This is a genomic window from Mesorhizobium sp. WSM4906, from assembly GCF_029674625.1.
Classification (GTDB): Bacteria; Pseudomonadota; Alphaproteobacteria; order Rhizobiales; family Rhizobiaceae; genus Mesorhizobium.
The window spans coordinates 2,467,223-2,483,625 of sequence record NZ_CP121355.1; the positions used below are offsets into that span (position 1 = coordinate 2,467,223).

Sequence of the window (16,403 nt, forward strand, 5' to 3'; positions counted from 1 at the left end):
ACCGGTTATCCTTCTGGCGGGCAGTTCAGTTCGAGCTTGGTGGCGAAGATCTTGCTCATGTCGGTGCCCGTTGGATCGTTGAAGAACGCGTCCGTCAGGGTCTTCTGGTTTTCCTTGATCGCTTCGTCCGGATCGGGACGGATCACATTCTTGGTGCAGTTCGAGGGCAGGCCCTCGACGGTGAGGTTGGCGTCGTCGGTGAAATCGATCGCCGTATAGAAGGTCGGATCGTAAACGCCGATGTCGATCTTGCCGGCGAGCTTGATCGGTGTCTTCGGTTCGGATTCGAAGAGGATAATCAACTGGTCGTTGTCGAAATTGGCCATCAGATGCGGCGGCGGGACCATGGGCACGTCCTTGCCGTCGTGCGTGACCAGCTGGAAATAGTTGAACTCGGCCAGCGACGAATGGACGGTGTCGGCCACTTCCTTGAGCTCTTTGTCGTCAAGCTTCAGATCGGAGTTCTTGTCGAACTCCATCATCACCGTACTCGAAAAAAGATCGTCGAAACGCCACAGATGACGCAGCGCTTTCACACTTTGGTGATCCTCGCTCAGGATCACGTCGAGGCGGGCCTCGGCAAAGACGTGCGGATGCACCTCGGCCGGCTCGATCCCGGCAAATGTCACTGCCGCGGCCGAAGCCAGCATGGTTGCTTGCCGTTTCAAGTGCATTCCGGGCTGCGATTCCATCAACTTCGGGAGTGGACCCCGAGAGTTATCAGAAAGGGGGCGAAATTGGGACGCGCCTTCGGCTGATTTTGATGCCCTCCGTTATCCCAGGACCGCCACTTGTTGGTGGCATGCATCATGCGCCGTCGCGCGTCCTGAACCAGTGCACCAGGAAATCGACGAAGACGCGGACCTTGGCGGGCAAATAGCGGCGGTGCGGGTAGACGGCGAAGATGCCGCTGCCGGAGAGAATGCGGTCGTCGAGCACGCTCACCAGCCGGCCAGCCGCCAGGTCTGGAGCGGCGATGAAATCCGGCAGGATGGTGAAGCCCAGGCCGGACACGGCGGCTGCTCTCGCCGCCATCGGGCTGTTCACCTCTATCGGACCGGACACGGTGACGCTGACCGAATCCTCGCCATCGCCCTTGAAGCGCCAGTTGGCTAAAGAGCGGCCGTTGGTGTCGACGATGCAGGGCATGTTGGAGAGGTCCTGCGGACGCGTCGGGGTGCCGTGCTTTGCGAGCAGCTCCGGCGACGCGCAAAGCCTGATCGAAAATGGTCCCAGGCGCCGGGCGATCAGCGACGAGTTCTCCAGCCGCGAAATGCGCACGGCGACATCGAAGCCTTCCTCGACCAGGTCGACGAAGCGGTCGTCGAGATGGATGTCGAGCACGATGTCGGGATGCTGCTTGGCGAAGTCGATCAAGGATTGACCGATCGGCGCGTCGGCGAAGGTGCGCGCCGCCGAGAGCTTGATGCGGCCGCGCACATCGCCGGAGGATTCGCGCACGGCATCGGCCAGGCTGTCGACCTCGCGCACGATTTCGGAAGCGCGCTGATAATAGGTGTGCCCCGCTTCGGTCAGCGAGAACTGCCTGGTGGTGCGGTTCAACAACAGCGCGCCGAGCTCGTCCTCCAGCTCGCGCACATATTTCGACAGCAGCGCCTTCGAGCGGCCGATCTTGCGCGCCGCGGCCGAGAAGCCTTCGGCCTCGACCACGTCGATGAAGGCGCGCATGCGGGTCAGTGTATCCATGGTCAGACCTTTCGTGCCGCGTCGAGAATCCTGCGGCCGAGCCGTATCAAAGCGACGTCGCTGCCGGAAGGGCCGAGCAGCGACAGGCCGAAGGGGGCGCCGTCGACACTTCCCAAGGGCAGGGTGATCTGCGGGAAGCCCGCCAGGCCGGCCAGGCACAATAGATGCAACGCCCGTTCGCGATAGGCCTGGAACTGTTCCGGCGTGCTGGTCTTCAGCGGCGCTGCGCCGGGAACGGTCGGCAGGACGAGAAAGGCGTCGTCGCCGAGCAGGGCGACGAGCTCGGAACGGAAAGCCAGCCGGCGTGCCGCCTCGGCGGCAACCGTGCCGGCATCGATCGTGCGGCCGAAGCCGAAACGCTCGTCGATGCCCGGGCCAAGGCCGTGGTTGCCTGCGGAGATCCACCCGCCATGCACCTGCCAGGCCTCGTGGGCCTGCAGCCGGCGAAAGCACCAGTAGAGGTCATCCGGCGACGAGGCGAAGGCGTATTCCGTCTCGGTCGGCTCGCCGACGACGCCGGCAGCCAATGCCTTCATTCGTTCATATTCGGCAGCTTCGGCCGGGCCGGCAACGAAAGCATCGAGCCAGGGGAGCGACAGCGGACGGTTGAGCGGATGCCGGTGCGGATCATCGCCGAGCAGCAGCTTGCCGACCGCTTCGTAGGTCTCGATATCGCCGGCGAACCAGCCGAAGGTGTCGAAGCTCGGCGCGAGCTTCATCGCGCCGTCGAGCGAGATGCGACCGTGGCTGGTGCGCAGCCCGATCAAGCCGCAGAAGCTCGCCGGCGCGCGGATCGAGCCGCCGGTGTCGGAACCGACGGCGATGTCGGCAAGGCCTCCTGCAACCGCGGACGCCGATCCCGAGGAGGAGCCCCCGGTCACGCGGTCCGGTGCGGCCGGGTTCACCGGAAAGGCGAAATGCGAATTCTGGCCGAACAGCGAGAAGGCGAGCTCGTCGGTCTGCGTCTTGCCGACGAAGCGCGCGCCGGCATTGAGAATCATCTGCACGGCCTCGGCCGTCCGAGCGGCGGCATGGGCCTCCTCGAACTTGCGCGGGTTGCCGCAGCCGGTGCGGTAGCCGGCGACGTCGTAAATGTCCTTGACCGCCAGGCGCAGGCCGGCAAGCGGACCTGATTCCGCATTGGCCACAGGCACTTGGCGCAGATCGAGGAAAGCGTTTAGCGGGCCGTGGGTGTCTGGCATCGTTCGATTTCCGGATACGGTCCACAAACATTGTTCGACGCCGGAATTTTTACAACCGGCGCTTACGATTTTTATTGATTGTGAAACCCTTCGCTCTTATATCGCGGTTGCCCAAAGTCGCACGTGCCTGTGGGTGTCCGCCGATCCTCGAATGGTGAGGGCAACCGGTAAGGTAACTGGAGCCAACCCCTCCAGTCGGTCTAGTGGCCAACCGCCAGACCGAGGACACCTTGAAGCAACGACGGTGCGGGCCTTTCTGGTGTCTGCCGGTCGTCCAAAGACCGGGGTTACTGAAGAGGCACACCTTCATTGCCTGTAGTGCGGACGGGGTCCTCCCATCCAAGCCAAGGCAGACAAAGCGAACCGAGGCCGGGCAAGGCCAGGTTCACCGCCGCGAGACGGCGATTCGTGGTTCCGGGGTCTCCACCGGCTGGTTCCACGGGTTTTCCGTCCCGCCTTTGTCCACCGCGAGTTCGCGAGGCTGAGCGCCCGCGTCCCGCAGCCTTTGTGCGCGCCGAAAGGCGCAGATGGAGAGACCTCGATGGCCACCCAGCGCATCCTCGACTTTCTCGCCACCCGACGTCCGAACGGCCCCTGCCTCGTCGTCGACCTCGATGTCGTGCGTGACAATTTCCGCGCCTTCGAGAAGGCGTTGCCCGATTCCAAGATCTACTATGCGGTGAAAGCAAACCCGGCGCCGGAAATCCTGCGCCTCCTTGCTGCGATGGGCTCGTCCTTCGACACCGCATCGGTTGCCGAAGTCGAGATGGCGATGGATGCCGGGGCGCCGGCGGATCGCATTTCCTTCGGCAACACCATCAAGAAGGAGCGCGACATCCAGCGCGCCTACCAGCTCGGCATCCGCCTCTACGCCGTGGACTGTGTGGAGGAGGTCGAGAAGATCGCCCGCGCTGCCCCCGGCTCGCGCGTGTTCTGCCGCGTGCTCACCGACGGCGAGGGCGCCGAATGGCCGCTGTCGCGCAAGTTCGGCTGCGTGCCGGCGATGGCCGTCGACGTGCTGCGCCATGCCAAGGGCCTCGGCCTCGACGCCTATGGCGTGTCGTTCCATGTCGGCTCGCAGCAGACCGATCTCACGGCCTGGGACCGCGCGCTGGGCGACGCCAAGAAGGTGTTCGCGACGCTCGCCGAGGAAGGCATCGTCTTGAAGATGGTCAACATGGGCGGCGGCTTCCCGACCCGGTACCTGAAGGACGTGCCGGCGGCCCAGGCCTATGGCCAGGCGATCTTTTCGGCGCTGCGCAGGCATTTCGGCAACGCGCTGCCCGAGACGATCATCGAGCCGGGCCGCGGCATGGTCGGCAATGCCGGCGTCATCAAGTCGGAAGTGGTGCTGATCTCGAAGAAGGCCGACAACGACAATGTGCGCTGGGTGTTCCTCGACATCGGCAAGTTCGGCGGCCTGGCCGAGACCATGGACGAGGCGATCCGCTATCCGATCGTCACGCCGCGTGACGGCGGCGAGACCGCGCCTTGCGTGCTCGCCGGCCCGACCTGCGATTCGGCCGACGTGCTCTACGAGAAGACGCCTTATCCGCTGCCGCTGTCGCTGACCATCGGCGACGAGGTGCTGATCGAAGGCACCGGTGCCTACACGACCACCTACTCGGCGGTCGCGTTCAACGGCTTCGAGCCCCTCCGATCCTACGTGATCTGATCGGTTCGCAAAGACCGATCAGATCAACCTGGGCGGATGCCCGTCATCCGCCCGGGCTCGCTTGTGGAACAGATCTCCGCTCGTGAAGGATCGCGGACATGGAATACCTGATCAAATCGGCCGTTGCGGCCACTGAAATTGCCCCCTCGTCCGGACCGTCGGATGAGCTTTTCTCCGCGGGGGAGAAGAGCTCGACGGCAGTGCTGGCGCCCTCCCTTGCCCACCGGGCACAGGCTGGCTCGCGCGGCGCGCCGGACGAGGGGGCCGCACAGGCGCCGGCCTTCGTCATCCTTGCCGAAGGCGCCGGAGACATTGAGGCGCGCGAGACGCTGCTTGACCGCGCCATGGGGCCGAAGCGCAGGAAGAAATCGTCCGAGAAGCTGCGGCGCGGCCGCCGGCCGTCGGAAGGCCTGGCCTTTGCCGCGCGCGATCCGTCGGGCGCGGTGGTCGGCACGGTCCGGCTGTGGGACGTGACGCTGGGCGAAGGCGGTCCGGCGGCGCTCCTGCTCGGCCCGCTGGCGGTCGAGCCGTCGCTGAAGAGCGCTGGCATCGGCTCGGCGCTGATGCTCCATGCGATCGCCGAAGCGGCGCGGCTCGGGCATGGCGCGATCGTGCTTGTCGGCGATGCGCCCTACTACGGGCGGTTCGGCTTCTCGGCCGATCGCACGGGATCGCTCGCCATGCCTGGCCCCTATGAGCGGCACCGGCTCTTGGCGCTGGAGCTGAAAGAGGGCGCGCTTGACGGCGCCAAGGGCACGATCAAGGCCGCCGGCCGCAAGGTCAAGACGCTGAGTTTCACCGCCTGACGGCTTTCGGTTCGACAAAAACGCGACGCCGCCCATCGGGCGGCGTCGCGCGTTTTTGCGAATGATCAGCCGAGCAACTGGCTGAGCGCCATGGCGACCGTCATGTCGCCCTCGACCTTCAGCTTGCCGGCCATGAAGGCCATGGTCGGGTTGAGGTCACCGGCGATCAGCGAGTCGAGATCGTCGAGCGAGAGCTTGATCGTGCAGTCGGTCGGGGCATCGGCGGTCGAGACGGTCGCGCCGTCGATGACGACGACGCCGTCGCTGCCGGTGTCGAACTTGACCGAATGCTCGAAGCCGGCGCTTGCCACGCGCGACCTGATCTTGTCGGCAATCTCCTGAACGCCCATGGCGGTTCTCCTCGTTTGGTTGCGTTTGACGCGCACCGGCCTGGGCCGCTGGGCGAGGCGCCGCGTCGCGCGGGAGCGCGGCCACGGTCACCAGCGCATATAGCTTTCGGTTGACGTTTACGTCAACGTGGTCGCCATGCGGCATGGTGGCAACCATGCGGCATGTCGCATCAGCGGCGGATGGGTGGGGCGAGGCATGCAATCCGGTTGAACACCGGCAGCGCGATCAATGCTGCTTGAAGGCCTTGGTCATTTCCTGGGCCGTTTCGCCGGCATTCTTGCGGCGCCGGATCGCGTTGTCGCGGATCTCGTCCTTGGACAGGAAGTTGACCTGGTCGATCAGCACGTCATGCACCAGTTCGACGCCGACACGGGCGTTCACCGTGTCGCGGATGGCCTTGCGGAAGGCATCGAGATCGATCGTCTCCTTCTTGGTGAAATCGATCTGCGGATTGGAATAGAGGTAGGAATAGACCTGGTCGGTTATCAGCGCCGGCGCCGGGATCGACAGTTTCTTTATCTGGTCCGGTTCCACCGTATAGACGAGCTTGGTGAGAAAGTAGCCGTCGATCTTGGCGTCCTTGATGAGCGGCACGGAAATGATGTCGGTCTTGACGTAGTCGAGGCCACCCAGCATCGGCTTCGGCGGCTCACCGACGCCGCGCTCGCCCGCCGCCTGGAAGGAATAGAACACCGCGCCGAGTGTGGCGGCGCAGATCCAAAGCGCTGCGGCGATGAACTTGATCATGATTGGCCGGGCATGATCTTGTCCGAAAACCGGCTTCCATTTTTCGCTGACGCGGTCCTGCGGCTAGGGATCATGCTCGGGCGTATCCGAATTCGCCGGCCGAATAGGTGCCGTCGGTATCGGCGCGCTGGATGGCGTTCTTCAGCAGCGTGGCGACCTCGTTGACGGCGTTGAGATGGGCAAGGATCGCCGCCTCGTTCTTCGCCAGCTTCTGGCGCAGCCGCGCCAGCCCCTCGCGATGCTGCTCGAGGAACTCGATCTCGTTGGCACCCTTCAGGGCGCGGGTCAGTTCGTAGAGATAGCGGCTCTTGCGGGCATTCGAGGCCTTGAGGTCGTAGTCGGTTCCGCTGCGGATACCCGCCGTTTCCTCGTCCACTGCCTCCTCGATGCGGCCGATGATGGCGGCGAGGTTACCGGGCCGCGCAGACGCGGCCGGCGTTTCCATGGCGATGGTCCGTGCAGGCAGATTGGAAAGGTCCGTTTGGTCGGCCATGTAAGTCCCTAGATCTTGATGTCCGTTTTTATGGTTGTGTCGTCACCGGTCATCGACCGGGCGGCTTTACGCTCGAGCTCCTCGATCATCGAGGTCGAAAGCCTGGTCTGCTGGTCGATCTCGGCTTTCTCCGGTCCGCCCCCAACAGGTCCGACCGGTACCTTGCGCTTGCCGTCCAGATAGTGGTCTGCAAGCATTGATTTCGCGATGCCGATGCCGCCGTGCGCGGCCATCACGTCAGCCACCTTTTCGGCAAGCTGTGACTTCCACATGTCGCCGGCCAGCCCCTTGCCATAAACGCCTTCGGTGTCCTTGGGCATCATGTTCTGGATGAAGGTCGTCAGCACCATCGCCTCGAAGCGCTGGAATTTCTTTGCCGGGTTTGTCGCTTCGGCCTTGTCCGCGGTGGCGCGCGACAGCACCGAGCCGGCATCTACAGTGGCCGCCTGGTCGACGGAGAACGTGCCTGGGGCGCCTCCCGCCCTTCTGGCGAGCGCGGCACGCGCGGCCTCGACATCGGCCGGCTCCGCCGCGCGGGCAACGTCCATCACGATGTCGCTGGGTGGGGAAATCGCCAAGAAAGTTTCGCCTTTTGCCAAGGTTCGGTCGTTGCACAATGCCTCGACAAGCTTGTGGCAGGCTTACCAGGGATTTGGCCAAGGGATTGGATCGTTCATCCGCTGCGCAGGCGCAATCAAGCCATGGAAACCTCGCAGGCCAGCGCTTGCACGTCACGGCCGATGGCGGCGACGGCGACAATCTTGCCGTCCTTCTTGTAGCCGACCAGACAATCGCGATCGGGGATGTTTCCGTCGACCTCGATCGCGTCCCACGACCGGGCGTAGCCGACATAGCGGATCGATACGTCGTAGTGCTCGCTCCAGAAGAACGGAACGCTCGAGAAGGGTTGCCGAAGGCCAAGCATGTTTTGCGCCGCGATCTGGCCTTGACGTTCCGCCACGACCCAATGCTCGACGCGCCGCGATTCAGCCGTCTTCAAGTCAAGCCACAGCGCGACATCGCCGGCGGCAAATATGCCGGCCACATTGGTCTCGAGGAATTCGTTCACGAGCACACCCCTGTCGACGGCGATGCCCGCATCGGCGGCCAGCGAGATGCGCGGCTTCACGCCGGCGCCAACGACGACAAGATCGGCATCGACTACGCTGCCGTCGCTCAATGCAACCGCCTGGGCGGTTATCCGTTCGGCCGTGGCGCCCAGATGGAAAACGACGCCGTGCTCCTCATGCAGCGAGCGGATGAAGCTGCCGAGTTCCGAACCAAGGACTACTCCAAGCGGATAGGCCTCCGGCGCGACAAGGTGGACCGCGATGTCGCGCTTGCGAAGGGCGGCCGCCACTTCCAGACCGATGAATCCCGCGCCGATCAAGACAGCCGTCTTCGAGCTTCGGGCGCGTTCGATGATGGCGCGACTGTCGGCCAGCGACCGTAATGTGAAGACGTGGTCGCGATCGGCGCCGGCGATCGGCAGTCGAACCGGCTCGGCCCCCGTCGCCAGCAGAAGGCGATCGAAGGGAAAAACCCGCCCGTCGCCCGCAATCACCGCCCGGCCGTCGACGTCGATACGCTCACATGTCGTCCGCAACTGGAGATCGATCTTGTTGCGGACGTAGAATTTGGGGCCGCGCAGCGGGATCCATGCCTCCGGCGCCGTCCCGGCAAGATAGTCCTTCGACAGGTTGGGACGGTCGTAAGGCGCGTCATCGTCCGAACTCAGCATGGTGATTTCGCCGGCAAACCGGCTGCGGCGCAGCATTTCGGCGGCCGCGAACCCGGCGGCGCCACCTCCGACAATGACGATGCGACCGGGTTGGCCAGCGGCATCGGGCTGCGACGACGGCGCGGTCTCCTTGTCCGCGGGAACCTTGCCGGTGACGAGGAGACGATCGCCACGGCGCTCGACGCTCCATCGCTGCAGCGGGTCGAAGGCCGGCGCGGCAAGCGCCTCGCCGGTGCGGAGGCTGAAGCAGGCATGGTGCCATGGGCATCGAACCGTGTCCTCGACAACCATCCCTTCGGCCAGCGGCCCGCCGTAGTGGGTGCATTTGCCTGCGACCGCCAGCACTTCCTCGCCGACACGCGCCAGAAGCACCGGCTCCTCGCCGACGTGCCCGGCAAGCAGCCCCTTGTCGCCAAACGCGGCAACCGGCACTCCGACCGTCAAGTCGGGACCCATATCCGGATTTTTCTGCGCGGCCATGGCGGCTCTCCCTTCGGGGCATTTGCCGACGACCCATTCACTCGGGTGTCGCACCCAGAATTGACGCCACGCCAGCCAAAAGGTTCCTGATGGCGGACGGCAATCCGCAAAGAATCTCCTTCTCCTCTCCGGCCGGGAGGCCGTGGTTCCGCGTCGATACGGGAGCGGCGCTCATGACCTTCAGCCTTTTGGCTTCAGCTCCGTGTCGTAATGTTCCTCGATCAATGCACAATGAAGCGTCACGGGCCCCTTTTGGACATCGCTTAGAGGACCGTCGATGAAATCGCAGGCGAGAAGATTGTCCGAGCTGCTCCTGCGCGCCGAGGCGACATTGACGTTGACCTTGACAGGGCCGGCAAGCCAATCGAGACGCTTCCTGTCGATCTTTGCGCCGCTGATTTGGGCGTGACCGCCCGTGCCTGGTACTTCCACCTGCTCGTCCTGCCGCCCAAGGCTGATTTGGCCGACCTCGTTGACGTGCTTCTTGGCGTTCCGCTTCGGGTCGCCGTAATAGGATGCAAAGACGATGATGCCTTCCTTCTTGGCGGCGAGCTTGGCGGCTGCGTTTTTGGAAAGCGTGATGTCGACATCGAAGCCCATGTCACTCTGGGCTGTTGCCGGCATGGAGCCTGCCATCAGCACGGAAACCGCAATCGTCATTGCGAGCGATGATCTATGGCGTTTCACAAATCCATTCTCCTGGCTGGGCGGCGGCCGCGTGTCCGTCGAAGCGAGTTTGCGAGCGCGAATATCTTCGCCGCGTTCCTCAAAGTTCTATCGTCGAAAGACAGACCGGAACGACGCTGCTCGCCATGCAGTCAGACGAAAGCAGGCTCGCTAACCGGCGACTCGGCCAAGGTTGCGGGAATTACTTGGCAAGAGCGTGCAAGCCGACGGACCGGCCTGGTGAAAGTCGGCGTTCCCCTCCGTGGATCACTCTAGCGCCTGCCCGCCCACGGATATCCAAAGGTTGCATGGGACTGCAACTTGTGGCAAGACAAAAAGTATATAACGCATGACTAATACGAATTCTTGAGGTTATTTACGTATTCCTAAAATAATGATTGCCAACTGGCGATGATTGGCTGGCGCCGACTTCATCGCTAACTTCAGTCATAATTCAAAAAAATTGTTAACTTTTAAGTATATGCAAATGTAACTGCTTTTCCTCGTGGCTGAGGGGCCTTGCGGCGAATGGGCGGACAGGGAGCCAAGGTTCAAGGAAAACATCAGGTCGTCGTATCGGCTTGATTGAGATGGAAAAGGAGCGAATGTTCACTCAGACGGCAAAAAGGTCGGCAATTCCATTCGTGCTTCTGCTGGTGCTTTTGTGGCCTCCGGCGACCGCCCTTGCCCAGCAGTCTTCCGAGCCCCTGAAGGTCGGCCTCTTCGTCAATCCGCCGTTCGTGATGAAGGATGGTGGACACTTCACCGGCATGGCCGTCGATATTTGGCAGGATCTCGCAGACAAGCTCGGCCGCCAATACCGCTATGTGGAGTTCAAGACCATTCACGACCTCGTTCAGGCGACCGCCTCCGGCAATATAGACGTGGCCGTGACGAACCTGACGATCAATCAATCCCGAGCAGAACAGGTCGATTTCACCCAACCCTGGTTCGATGGCGGCGATCGCATCATGGTGGCGACGGATCGGGGGAGCGGCTTCAACAGCCTGATCACGGGATTGAACAACGCCGGCTTCCTGAAGGCTTATGCCTGGATGGCCCTGACCATCGTCGTCGCGACAATTCTGCTTGCGGTTTTTGATCGCCGGTTCGACGAGTCCTTTCCCAAGCGCTGGCGCGACGGGATCGCCGAGAGCTTTTATACCGTCATGTCGGTCGCCACGTCCGGCAAGCCACCCGCACGCAAGAATCTCTTCGGCTGGATCGGACGTATCTGGCAAGGCATATGGCTGGTCTGCGGTATTGCCGTTCTCGCCTATGTGACCTCTTCGGTCACGAGCGTGATGACGACCCTTTCGCTCGCCAATCAGATCAACGGTCTCGATGATCTGTCAAGCCAGCCTGTCGGTGTGATGGCTGGCACGGTCCAGGAAGATTTCGTTCGCGGCAAGGGCCTTCGCGCCCAGAGCTATCCAGGTATCGACAGCGCCGTCGAGGCCTTGGTGGATGGCGACGTGACTGCGATCATCCACGATGCGCCGGTGCTTGAATATTACGCCCATAGACATCCCGAACAGCGAGTGAACGTGGTCGGGCGGTTGTTCGAGAAGGACAAATATGGCTTTGCTCTGCCGCGCCAAAGTCCCTTGACGCGACCGCTGACGGTTGAACTGCTCGGGGCCCTGGATGCTGGCGAGGTCGACAAACTGAGGACCAGATATTTCGGAGCCTCTTGATACGCGTCCCTGTTCGGAACGCCGCATTCAGGCTCAACGCGGAGTTCTCGCTGCTACTCCTGCGTCCGCTTCTGCGTGATCAGGTCGAGGCGCTCGCGATCGGAGCGCTCGCGCTCGTCGCGACGGCGGACATCCTTGTAGGCGCGTTCGACCATGTTGGTGCGGGCAGTCGCGGTGGCGATCAGCGCCGCTTCCTGCCGGGCGCTCTCAAGGTTCTGCTTCTGGCGACCGAGCGCGTTCGCGATGCGGCGATGATAGAGCTCCGGGAACAAGCCGCCAAGCGAGCTGCCGGTATCGAAATGCTCGATGAGTTCCTTCGCTTCCGATTCCGCCGCGGCGGCCGCCGAGAGGAAGCCGGCATGCCGGGTCTCGTGCAGCGCCTTCAGCTGCTCCTGCACCTTGACCAGCTTCCTCAGGCGATCCTTGCGCGAGGTCATTGCGCTACCTCGCAAGCGTCAGGTCGACGAAGCCGTCGACGAACAGCGACAGCAGGGTGCCGACGGCGAAATAGAAGATGATCATCCCGCCGGCGATGACGAAGGGCAGCGAGATGAAATAGACCGGGATCTGCGGCGTCAGCTTGTTGACGAAGCCGATCGTCAGATTGACCAGGATGGCATAGGCGACGAAGGGGCTGCCGAGCCGGATCACCAGAAAGAAGGCATCCGACACGGTGTCGGTGACGTCGACGAGCGCCGCCTGCGGATTGAAGAAGACGTTGACCGGGGCGACCGTGTACGAGGCGACGAGCGCCCGCACGATCTCGTGGTCGAAGTCGAAGACGAAGAGCAACAGCAGCGCCGAGAACGAGATGATGGCTGCAAGTGCCGCCTGGGGCTCTGGCTCCTCGATCGCCGGCCCGCCCGAGCCGCCATAGCCGATCAGCATGGCAATGGCCGAGCCCATGAAGCGCAGCGCTTCCATGTAGAGCCTTGTCATGGCGCCGATCAGCCCGCCGACCAGAAGCTCGGAGACGATCATCGGCGCCAGGACCTCAGGGCGCGGGTCGACGTGAGGGTAGATGCGGTCCCACAGGAAGGCGAGCAGACCACCGGTGGCGGCGACCGACACGAACAGCCGGACCTGGAGCGGCACGCGGGCGCTGGAGATGCCGGGCATCAGCATGAAGCAGGCGCCGATGCGGCAGAAGGCGAGGAAGGCGGCGATGACGACGCCTTGCGAGAGCGCGTTCACGAGATGGTTCCAAGCACCTTGATCTCGACGCCCTTGGCGATCTCGACGTGGCTCAGCACTGGCAATGTCGTGAACAGCCGCTCGATGATCATGCGCACATAGGGACGCGCGTCGGGCGCAGTGACGAGCACGAAGCGCTCGCCGGCCTCGAGATGCTTGCGGATCGCCTTGGTGGCGTCCTGGCCGAACTCCTCGAGCTGGCGCGGATCGATGTCGAACTCGCGCACCTCGCCCTTGGCATCGCGCTTGAGGCTCTGGTGGAAGGCGAGGTCCCAGCGGTTGCCGAGGCGCAGCACCTTGAGCATGCCGCCCTCGGAAAGATCGCCGCAGATCTGCTGCGCCATGCGGATGCGGACATGCTCGACGATCTGCTCGGTGCGGCGCACATGCGGCGCGATCTCGGCGATCGCCTCGATGATCAGATGCAGGTTGCGGATCGAGACGCGCTCGGCAAGCAGAAGCTTCAGCACTGCCTGCAGGCCGGGATAGGAGATGTGCGAGGTGCAGATCTCGTCGGCGAGCTTGCGGTATTCGGGGTCCAGCCGCTCGAGCAGCGCCTTCATGTCCTTGTAGGACAGGAGCTGCGGCAGGTTGTTGCGGATGACCTCCGAGAGGTGGGTGAGCAGCACCGACATGTTGTCGGCGAAGGTGAAATTCTCGCGCTTCAAATCCTCGGCGAAGGTTTCCAGCACCGAATAGGCGCGCATGCCGAAGGCCGGCTCGCGGATCTCCTCGCCGGGAATGTCGGGCACGCCGCGCGTGCCGAGCAGCACCATGACCTCGCCGACCCGCATCTGGTACTCGGCAACGACAGTGCCGTGGACCTTGATCTGATAGCTCTTAGGCGGAATGGCGAAGTCGTCGGCGACGCGCACCTCCGGCACCACGAAGCCGTATTGCTGGGCGAATTTCTTGCGCATCTTCGACATGCGGAACACCAGCTCCTGATGCGCGACCAGCAGCCTGGTCGAGAGCTGCTTGCCGATCAAAAGCTCGATCTCGGAGGTAGCGAGCGATGCCTTGACCGAATTCTTCTCCTCCTCGACCTTGTCGGCCTTTTCCTTGGTCTTCTGCGCTTCGGCGGCGGCCAGTGCCCGGTTGTGGCGCAGCGGGATGACGTAGCCGAGGCCGGCCATGGCGCCGGCTAGCGCGAAGAACGGGAACAGCGGCAGGCCGGGCATCAGGCCCAGGATCACCAGCAGCGAGGCGGCGACATAGAGCGCGCGCGGATGCGCGCCGAGCTGGCCGAACACCGCCTGGTTGGCAGAGCCGCGCGTGCCGCCCTTGGAGACGAGCATGCCGGCGGCGAGCGAGACGATGAGGGCCGGGATCTGCGTGACGAGGCCGTCGCCGACAGAGAGCTTGATGAAGACGTCGGCCGCCTGGCCGAGGCCCATGCCGTGGCGCAGGTATCCGATGGCGATGCCGCCGACGATGTTGATGGCGGTGATGATCAGGCCGGCGATCGCGTCGCCGCGCACGAATTTCGAGGCGCCGTCCATGGAGCCGAAGAAGGAGGATTCCTCCTCCAGCTCGCGGCGGCGCAACTGCGCCGTCTTCTCGTCGATCATGCCGGCGGACAAGTCGGCGTCGATCGACATCTGCTTGCCTGGGATGGCGTCGAGGGTGAAGCGCGCGCCGACCTCGGCGATGCGGGTGGCGCCCTTGGTGATGACGATGAAGTTCACCACGATCAGGATCATGAAGACGATGAGGCCGATGACGAAGTCGCTCGACATCACCAGCTTCGAGAAGCCCGAGATGACATAGCCGGCCGCATGCGTGCCCTCATTGCCGTGCGACAGGATCATGCGCGTCGTGGCGATGTTGAGCGAGAGCCGCAGCATCGTGGCGATCAGCAGCACGGTCGGGAAGGACGAGAAATCCAGCGGCCGCTGGATCCAGAGCGCCACCATCAGGATCAGCACCGAGAGAGCGATCGAAAAGGCAAGGCCGATATCGATGAGGAAGGCCGGGATCGGCAGGAACAGCACCGCCAGTATGACGACGATGCCGAGCGCGAAGAAGACGTCGCGGCCGTTCTTGGCCGCCAGGCCGGACGGAATTGTTTCGCTGATCGCCATGTCGTCCTCAATTCCAGACTTGCCCAGCGCAAAGGCAGGCCCCCAACCGTAACCGGCCAAGCTTGCGCGAAGGTGGGAGAGAGGCGTTAGGCTACAGCTGAGCCGCGTCCGCCGTGGCGACGCCGACCAGCCAGCCGCGGACGGCGCGTTCCTCGGCCGCGGACAGTCCGGCGGTCAGCTCGCGTTCAAGCCTCTGCACGCGCTCGCGGCATTTCTTCAGCAAGGCACGTCCCTTGTCGCTGAGGTCGAGATGCTGGATGCGGCCGTGCACCGCGTGGGGCTTGCGCACGAGCGAGCCTGCCTTTTCCAGATTGCCGACGATCACACTCACCGTCTGCGGGGTGAGCACCGCAAGCCGGGCGAGGTCGGCGTTGGATATGCCGGGATAGGCCGACAGCATGGTCAGGGTCGCGAATTGCGCCTGCGTCACGCCGAATTCGTCCAGCGCGCGCTCGACCCTGAGCCTGTAGGCGCCGGCGGCCTGGCGCAGCAAATAGCCGATATAGCCTTGCTCGCCGCGCTTGCCTTCACCGGGCGCGGGAATTGCAGGGAAGGTTTTCTGCTTGCGCATGATGTCAGAGCTCTTATATGTTGTTCGTACACTGATATTATCGCAAAGTGGAGCAGGAGACGATGGGCTATCGAATCTTTCTTGCCGGCGGTTCCGGCGCGATCGGCCGGCGCCTGATCCCGCAACTGGTCGATGCCGGCCACCAGGTGACGGCGACGACGCGCCGGGCCGCGAAGACCGAGGAGCTCCGCGCACTCGGCGCCGATCCGGTGGTTGTCGACGTGTTCGATGCCGGTGGATTGCGCACCGCGGTCGCGGCGGCGAAACCCGAGATCGTCATCCATCAGCTCACCGACCTGCCGCCCGGGCTCGACCCCGCCAAAATGGGTGAGGCGGCTCCTAGGAACGCGCGCATTCGCGATGAGGGTACCCGCAATCTCGTCCAGGCCGCGAAGTCGGCCGGCACCCGCCGCCTGATCGCGCAAAGCATCGCCTGGGTCTATGCGGCGGGGCCGGAGCCGCATGCCGAAACCGATCCGCTGGATAGCGGCGCCGAAGGCGGCCGCGGCATCAGCGTCGGCGGCGTGGTCGCGCTGGAACGGCACGTTCTCGAGGCCTCGCCCATGACAGGCATCGTGCTGCGCTATGGCCATCTCTATGGGCCAGGCACCGGAGCGGAGACCGCCGCCGATCCGGCCGTGCATGTCGATGCCGCGGCGTACGCGGCGCTGCTTGCCGTCGAGCGAGGTTCGCAGGGCGCCTACAACGTCGCGGAGCCGAATGGCCATGTCACGACCGGGAGGGCCGTCAGCGAGTTCGGCTGGCGTCCTGACTTTCGCCTGGCTATGTGAAACATGCGAAGAACTTGCCACCATGATTGAAGTCGCGTCGGCGCGAAATCTCGCCTTGCTCGGCGTCGCTGCGATGGAGCCACAGGCCCTCGCGCCGATAAGCAGCCGCTGAAGCTTCACCAATCGGCGCAGCGCCAAAATGGCGCCACAAGCTGTCGGCATTGCGGTTGTCACGCATTGCCGCCGGGCGTATCAGGC

Annotated in this window: 17 protein-coding genes; 4 read left to right on the forward strand and 13 right to left on the reverse strand. The window is 63.8% G+C overall.

Annotation, left to right across the window (positions count from 1 at the left end):
* Nucleotides 1-5 precede the first annotated feature (5 nt).
* From QAZ22_RS11735 to QAZ22_RS11745, 3 genes are all read right to left on the reverse strand, one after another.
* Nucleotides 6-674, reverse strand: coding sequence for a DUF1007 family protein (locus QAZ22_RS11735; RefSeq protein WP_278206914.1), 669 nt, complete (start codon nucleotides 672-674; stop codon nucleotides 6-8).
* A gap of 133 nt (nucleotides 675-807) precedes the next feature.
* A complete protein-coding gene (locus QAZ22_RS11740) occupies nucleotides 808-1,707 on the reverse strand; it encodes a LysR family transcriptional regulator (protein WP_278206915.1) in 900 nt (299 codons plus the stop codon).
* A 2-nt stretch (nucleotides 1,708-1,709) separates the two neighbouring features.
* Entirely contained in the window at nucleotides 1,710-2,909 is a 1,200-nt protein-coding gene (locus QAZ22_RS11745; RefSeq protein WP_278206916.1) for an amidase, read from the reverse strand.
* 541 nt (nucleotides 2,910-3,450) lie between these two features.
* On the opposite strand from QAZ22_RS11745, the gene odc2 reads away from it, so the two are divergent.
* Together odc2 and QAZ22_RS11755 are read left to right on the forward strand one after the other, a co-directional pair.
* A complete protein-coding gene (gene odc2, locus QAZ22_RS11750; RefSeq protein WP_278206917.1) occupies nucleotides 3,451-4,584 on the forward strand; it encodes an ornithine/lysine decarboxylase in 1,134 nt (377 codons plus the stop codon).
* A 98-nt stretch (nucleotides 4,585-4,682) separates the two neighbouring features.
* Nucleotides 4,683-5,390, forward strand: a complete 708-nt coding sequence (locus QAZ22_RS11755) for an N-acetyltransferase (protein ID WP_347566938.1) — start codon at nucleotides 4,683-4,685, stop codon at nucleotides 5,388-5,390.
* Between the two features lie 65 nt (nucleotides 5,391-5,455).
* Here QAZ22_RS11755 and QAZ22_RS11760 read toward each other — a convergent pair whose 3' ends face one another.
* The 6 genes from QAZ22_RS11760 to QAZ22_RS11785 all read right to left on the reverse strand — a co-directional run bounded on the left by QAZ22_RS11760 (nucleotide 5,456) and on the right by QAZ22_RS11785 (nucleotide 9,889).
* A complete protein-coding gene (locus QAZ22_RS11760) occupies nucleotides 5,456-5,740 on the reverse strand; it encodes an SCP2 sterol-binding domain-containing protein (RefSeq protein WP_278074515.1) in 285 nt (94 codons plus the stop codon).
* A gap of 226 nt (nucleotides 5,741-5,966) precedes the next feature.
* The gene (locus QAZ22_RS11765; protein ID WP_278074514.1) at nucleotides 5,967-6,488 is read right to left on the reverse strand and encodes a hypothetical protein; all 522 of its coding nucleotides are present in this window, start codon (nucleotides 6,486-6,488) and stop codon (nucleotides 5,967-5,969) included.
* 70 nt (nucleotides 6,489-6,558) lie between these two features.
* Nucleotides 6,559-6,981, reverse strand: a complete 423-nt coding sequence (locus QAZ22_RS11770) for a hypothetical protein (protein ID WP_278206918.1) — start codon at nucleotides 6,979-6,981, stop codon at nucleotides 6,559-6,561.
* An 8-nt stretch (nucleotides 6,982-6,989) separates the two neighbouring features.
* Entirely contained in the window at nucleotides 6,990-7,559 is a 570-nt protein-coding gene (locus QAZ22_RS11775; RefSeq protein WP_278074512.1) for a rod-binding protein, read from the reverse strand.
* A gap of 116 nt (nucleotides 7,560-7,675) precedes the next feature.
* A complete protein-coding gene (locus QAZ22_RS11780) occupies nucleotides 7,676-9,202 on the reverse strand; it encodes an FAD-dependent oxidoreductase (protein WP_278206919.1) in 1,527 nt (508 codons plus the stop codon).
* Between the two features lie 180 nt (nucleotides 9,203-9,382).
* Nucleotides 9,383-9,889: a hypothetical protein gene (locus QAZ22_RS11785; protein WP_278206920.1), complete on the reverse strand. Its 507-nt coding sequence runs from the start codon at nucleotides 9,887-9,889 to the stop codon at nucleotides 9,383-9,385.
* Nucleotides 9,890-10,473: 584 nt separating this feature from the next.
* On the opposite strand from QAZ22_RS11785, the gene QAZ22_RS11790 reads away from it, so the two are divergent.
* Nucleotides 10,474-11,565, forward strand: coding sequence for a transporter substrate-binding domain-containing protein (locus tag QAZ22_RS11790; protein ID WP_278206921.1), 1,092 nt, complete (start codon nucleotides 10,474-10,476; stop codon nucleotides 11,563-11,565).
* Nucleotides 11,566-11,618: 53 nt separating this feature from the next.
* On the opposite strand, the gene QAZ22_RS11795 is transcribed toward QAZ22_RS11790, so the two are convergent.
* The 4 genes from QAZ22_RS11795 to QAZ22_RS11810 all read right to left on the reverse strand — a co-directional run bounded on the left by QAZ22_RS11795 (nucleotide 11,619) and on the right by QAZ22_RS11810 (nucleotide 15,414).
* Nucleotides 11,619-12,002, reverse strand: a complete 384-nt coding sequence (locus tag QAZ22_RS11795; RefSeq protein ID WP_278206922.1) for a hypothetical protein — start codon at nucleotides 12,000-12,002, stop codon at nucleotides 11,619-11,621.
* A 4-nt stretch (nucleotides 12,003-12,006) separates the two neighbouring features.
* Entirely contained in the window at nucleotides 12,007-12,759 is a 753-nt protein-coding gene (fliR, locus tag QAZ22_RS11800; protein ID WP_278206923.1) for a flagellar biosynthetic protein FliR, read from the reverse strand.
* Nucleotides 12,756-14,843: a flagellar biosynthesis protein FlhA gene (gene flhA / locus QAZ22_RS11805; protein WP_278206924.1), complete on the reverse strand. Its 2,088-nt coding sequence runs from the start codon at nucleotides 14,841-14,843 to the stop codon at nucleotides 12,756-12,758. The genes fliR and flhA overlap by 4 nt, the downstream gene beginning before the upstream one ends.
* 91 nt (nucleotides 14,844-14,934) lie before the next feature.
* Nucleotides 14,935-15,414, reverse strand: a complete 480-nt coding sequence (locus QAZ22_RS11810) for a MarR family transcriptional regulator (RefSeq protein WP_278206925.1) — start codon at nucleotides 15,412-15,414, stop codon at nucleotides 14,935-14,937.
* A 62-nt stretch (nucleotides 15,415-15,476) separates the two neighbouring features.
* On the opposite strand from QAZ22_RS11810, the gene QAZ22_RS11815 reads away from it, so the two are divergent.
* Nucleotides 15,477-16,205 carry an NAD(P)-dependent oxidoreductase gene (locus QAZ22_RS11815; protein WP_278206926.1) on the forward strand — a complete coding sequence of 243 codons (729 nt, stop codon included), beginning with the start codon at nucleotides 15,477-15,479 and terminating at the stop codon, nucleotides 16,203-16,205.
* The last annotated feature ends 198 nt before the right edge of the window (nucleotides 16,206-16,403 follow it).

Bases quoted from the DNA above. Each gene is read 5' to 3' on its own strand.
- QAZ22_RS11735 (WP_278206914.1), bottom strand. From the start codon at position 674: ATGCACTTGAAACGGCAAGCAACCATGCTGGCTTCGGCCGCGGCAGTG.
- QAZ22_RS11740 (WP_278206915.1), bottom strand. From the start codon at position 1,707: ATGGATACACTGACCCGCATGCGCGCCTTCATCGACGTGGTCGAGGCC.
- QAZ22_RS11745 (WP_278206916.1), bottom strand. From the start codon at position 2,909: ATGCCAGACACCCACGGCCCGCTAAACGCTTTCCTCGATCTGCGCCAA.
- odc2 (WP_278206917.1), top strand. From the start codon at position 3,451: ATGGCCACCCAGCGCATCCTCGACTTTCTCGCCACCCGACGTCCGAAC.
- QAZ22_RS11755 (WP_347566938.1), top strand. From the start codon at position 4,683: ATGGAATACCTGATCAAATCGGCCGTTGCGGCCACTGAAATTGCCCCC.
- QAZ22_RS11760 (WP_278074515.1), bottom strand. From the start codon at position 5,740: ATGGGCGTTCAGGAGATTGCCGACAAGATCAGGTCGCGCGTGGCAAGC.
- QAZ22_RS11765 (WP_278074514.1), bottom strand. From the start codon at position 6,488: ATGATCAAGTTCATCGCCGCAGCGCTTTGGATCTGCGCCGCCACACTC.
- QAZ22_RS11770 (WP_278206918.1), bottom strand. From the start codon at position 6,981: ATGGCCGACCAAACGGACCTTTCCAATCTGCCTGCACGGACCATCGCC.
- QAZ22_RS11780 (WP_278206919.1), bottom strand. From the start codon at position 9,202: ATGGCCGCGCAGAAAAATCCGGATATGGGTCCCGACTTGACGGTCGGA.
- QAZ22_RS11790 (WP_278206921.1), top strand. From the start codon at position 10,474: ATGTTCACTCAGACGGCAAAAAGGTCGGCAATTCCATTCGTGCTTCTG.
- QAZ22_RS11795 (WP_278206922.1), bottom strand. From the start codon at position 12,002: ATGACCTCGCGCAAGGATCGCCTGAGGAAGCTGGTCAAGGTGCAGGAG.
- flhA (WP_278206924.1), bottom strand. From the start codon at position 14,843: ATGGCGATCAGCGAAACAATTCCGTCCGGCCTGGCGGCCAAGAACGGC.
- QAZ22_RS11810 (WP_278206925.1), bottom strand. From the start codon at position 15,414: ATGCGCAAGCAGAAAACCTTCCCTGCAATTCCCGCGCCCGGTGAAGGC.
- QAZ22_RS11815 (WP_278206926.1), top strand. From the start codon at position 15,477: ATGGGCTATCGAATCTTTCTTGCCGGCGGTTCCGGCGCGATCGGCCGG.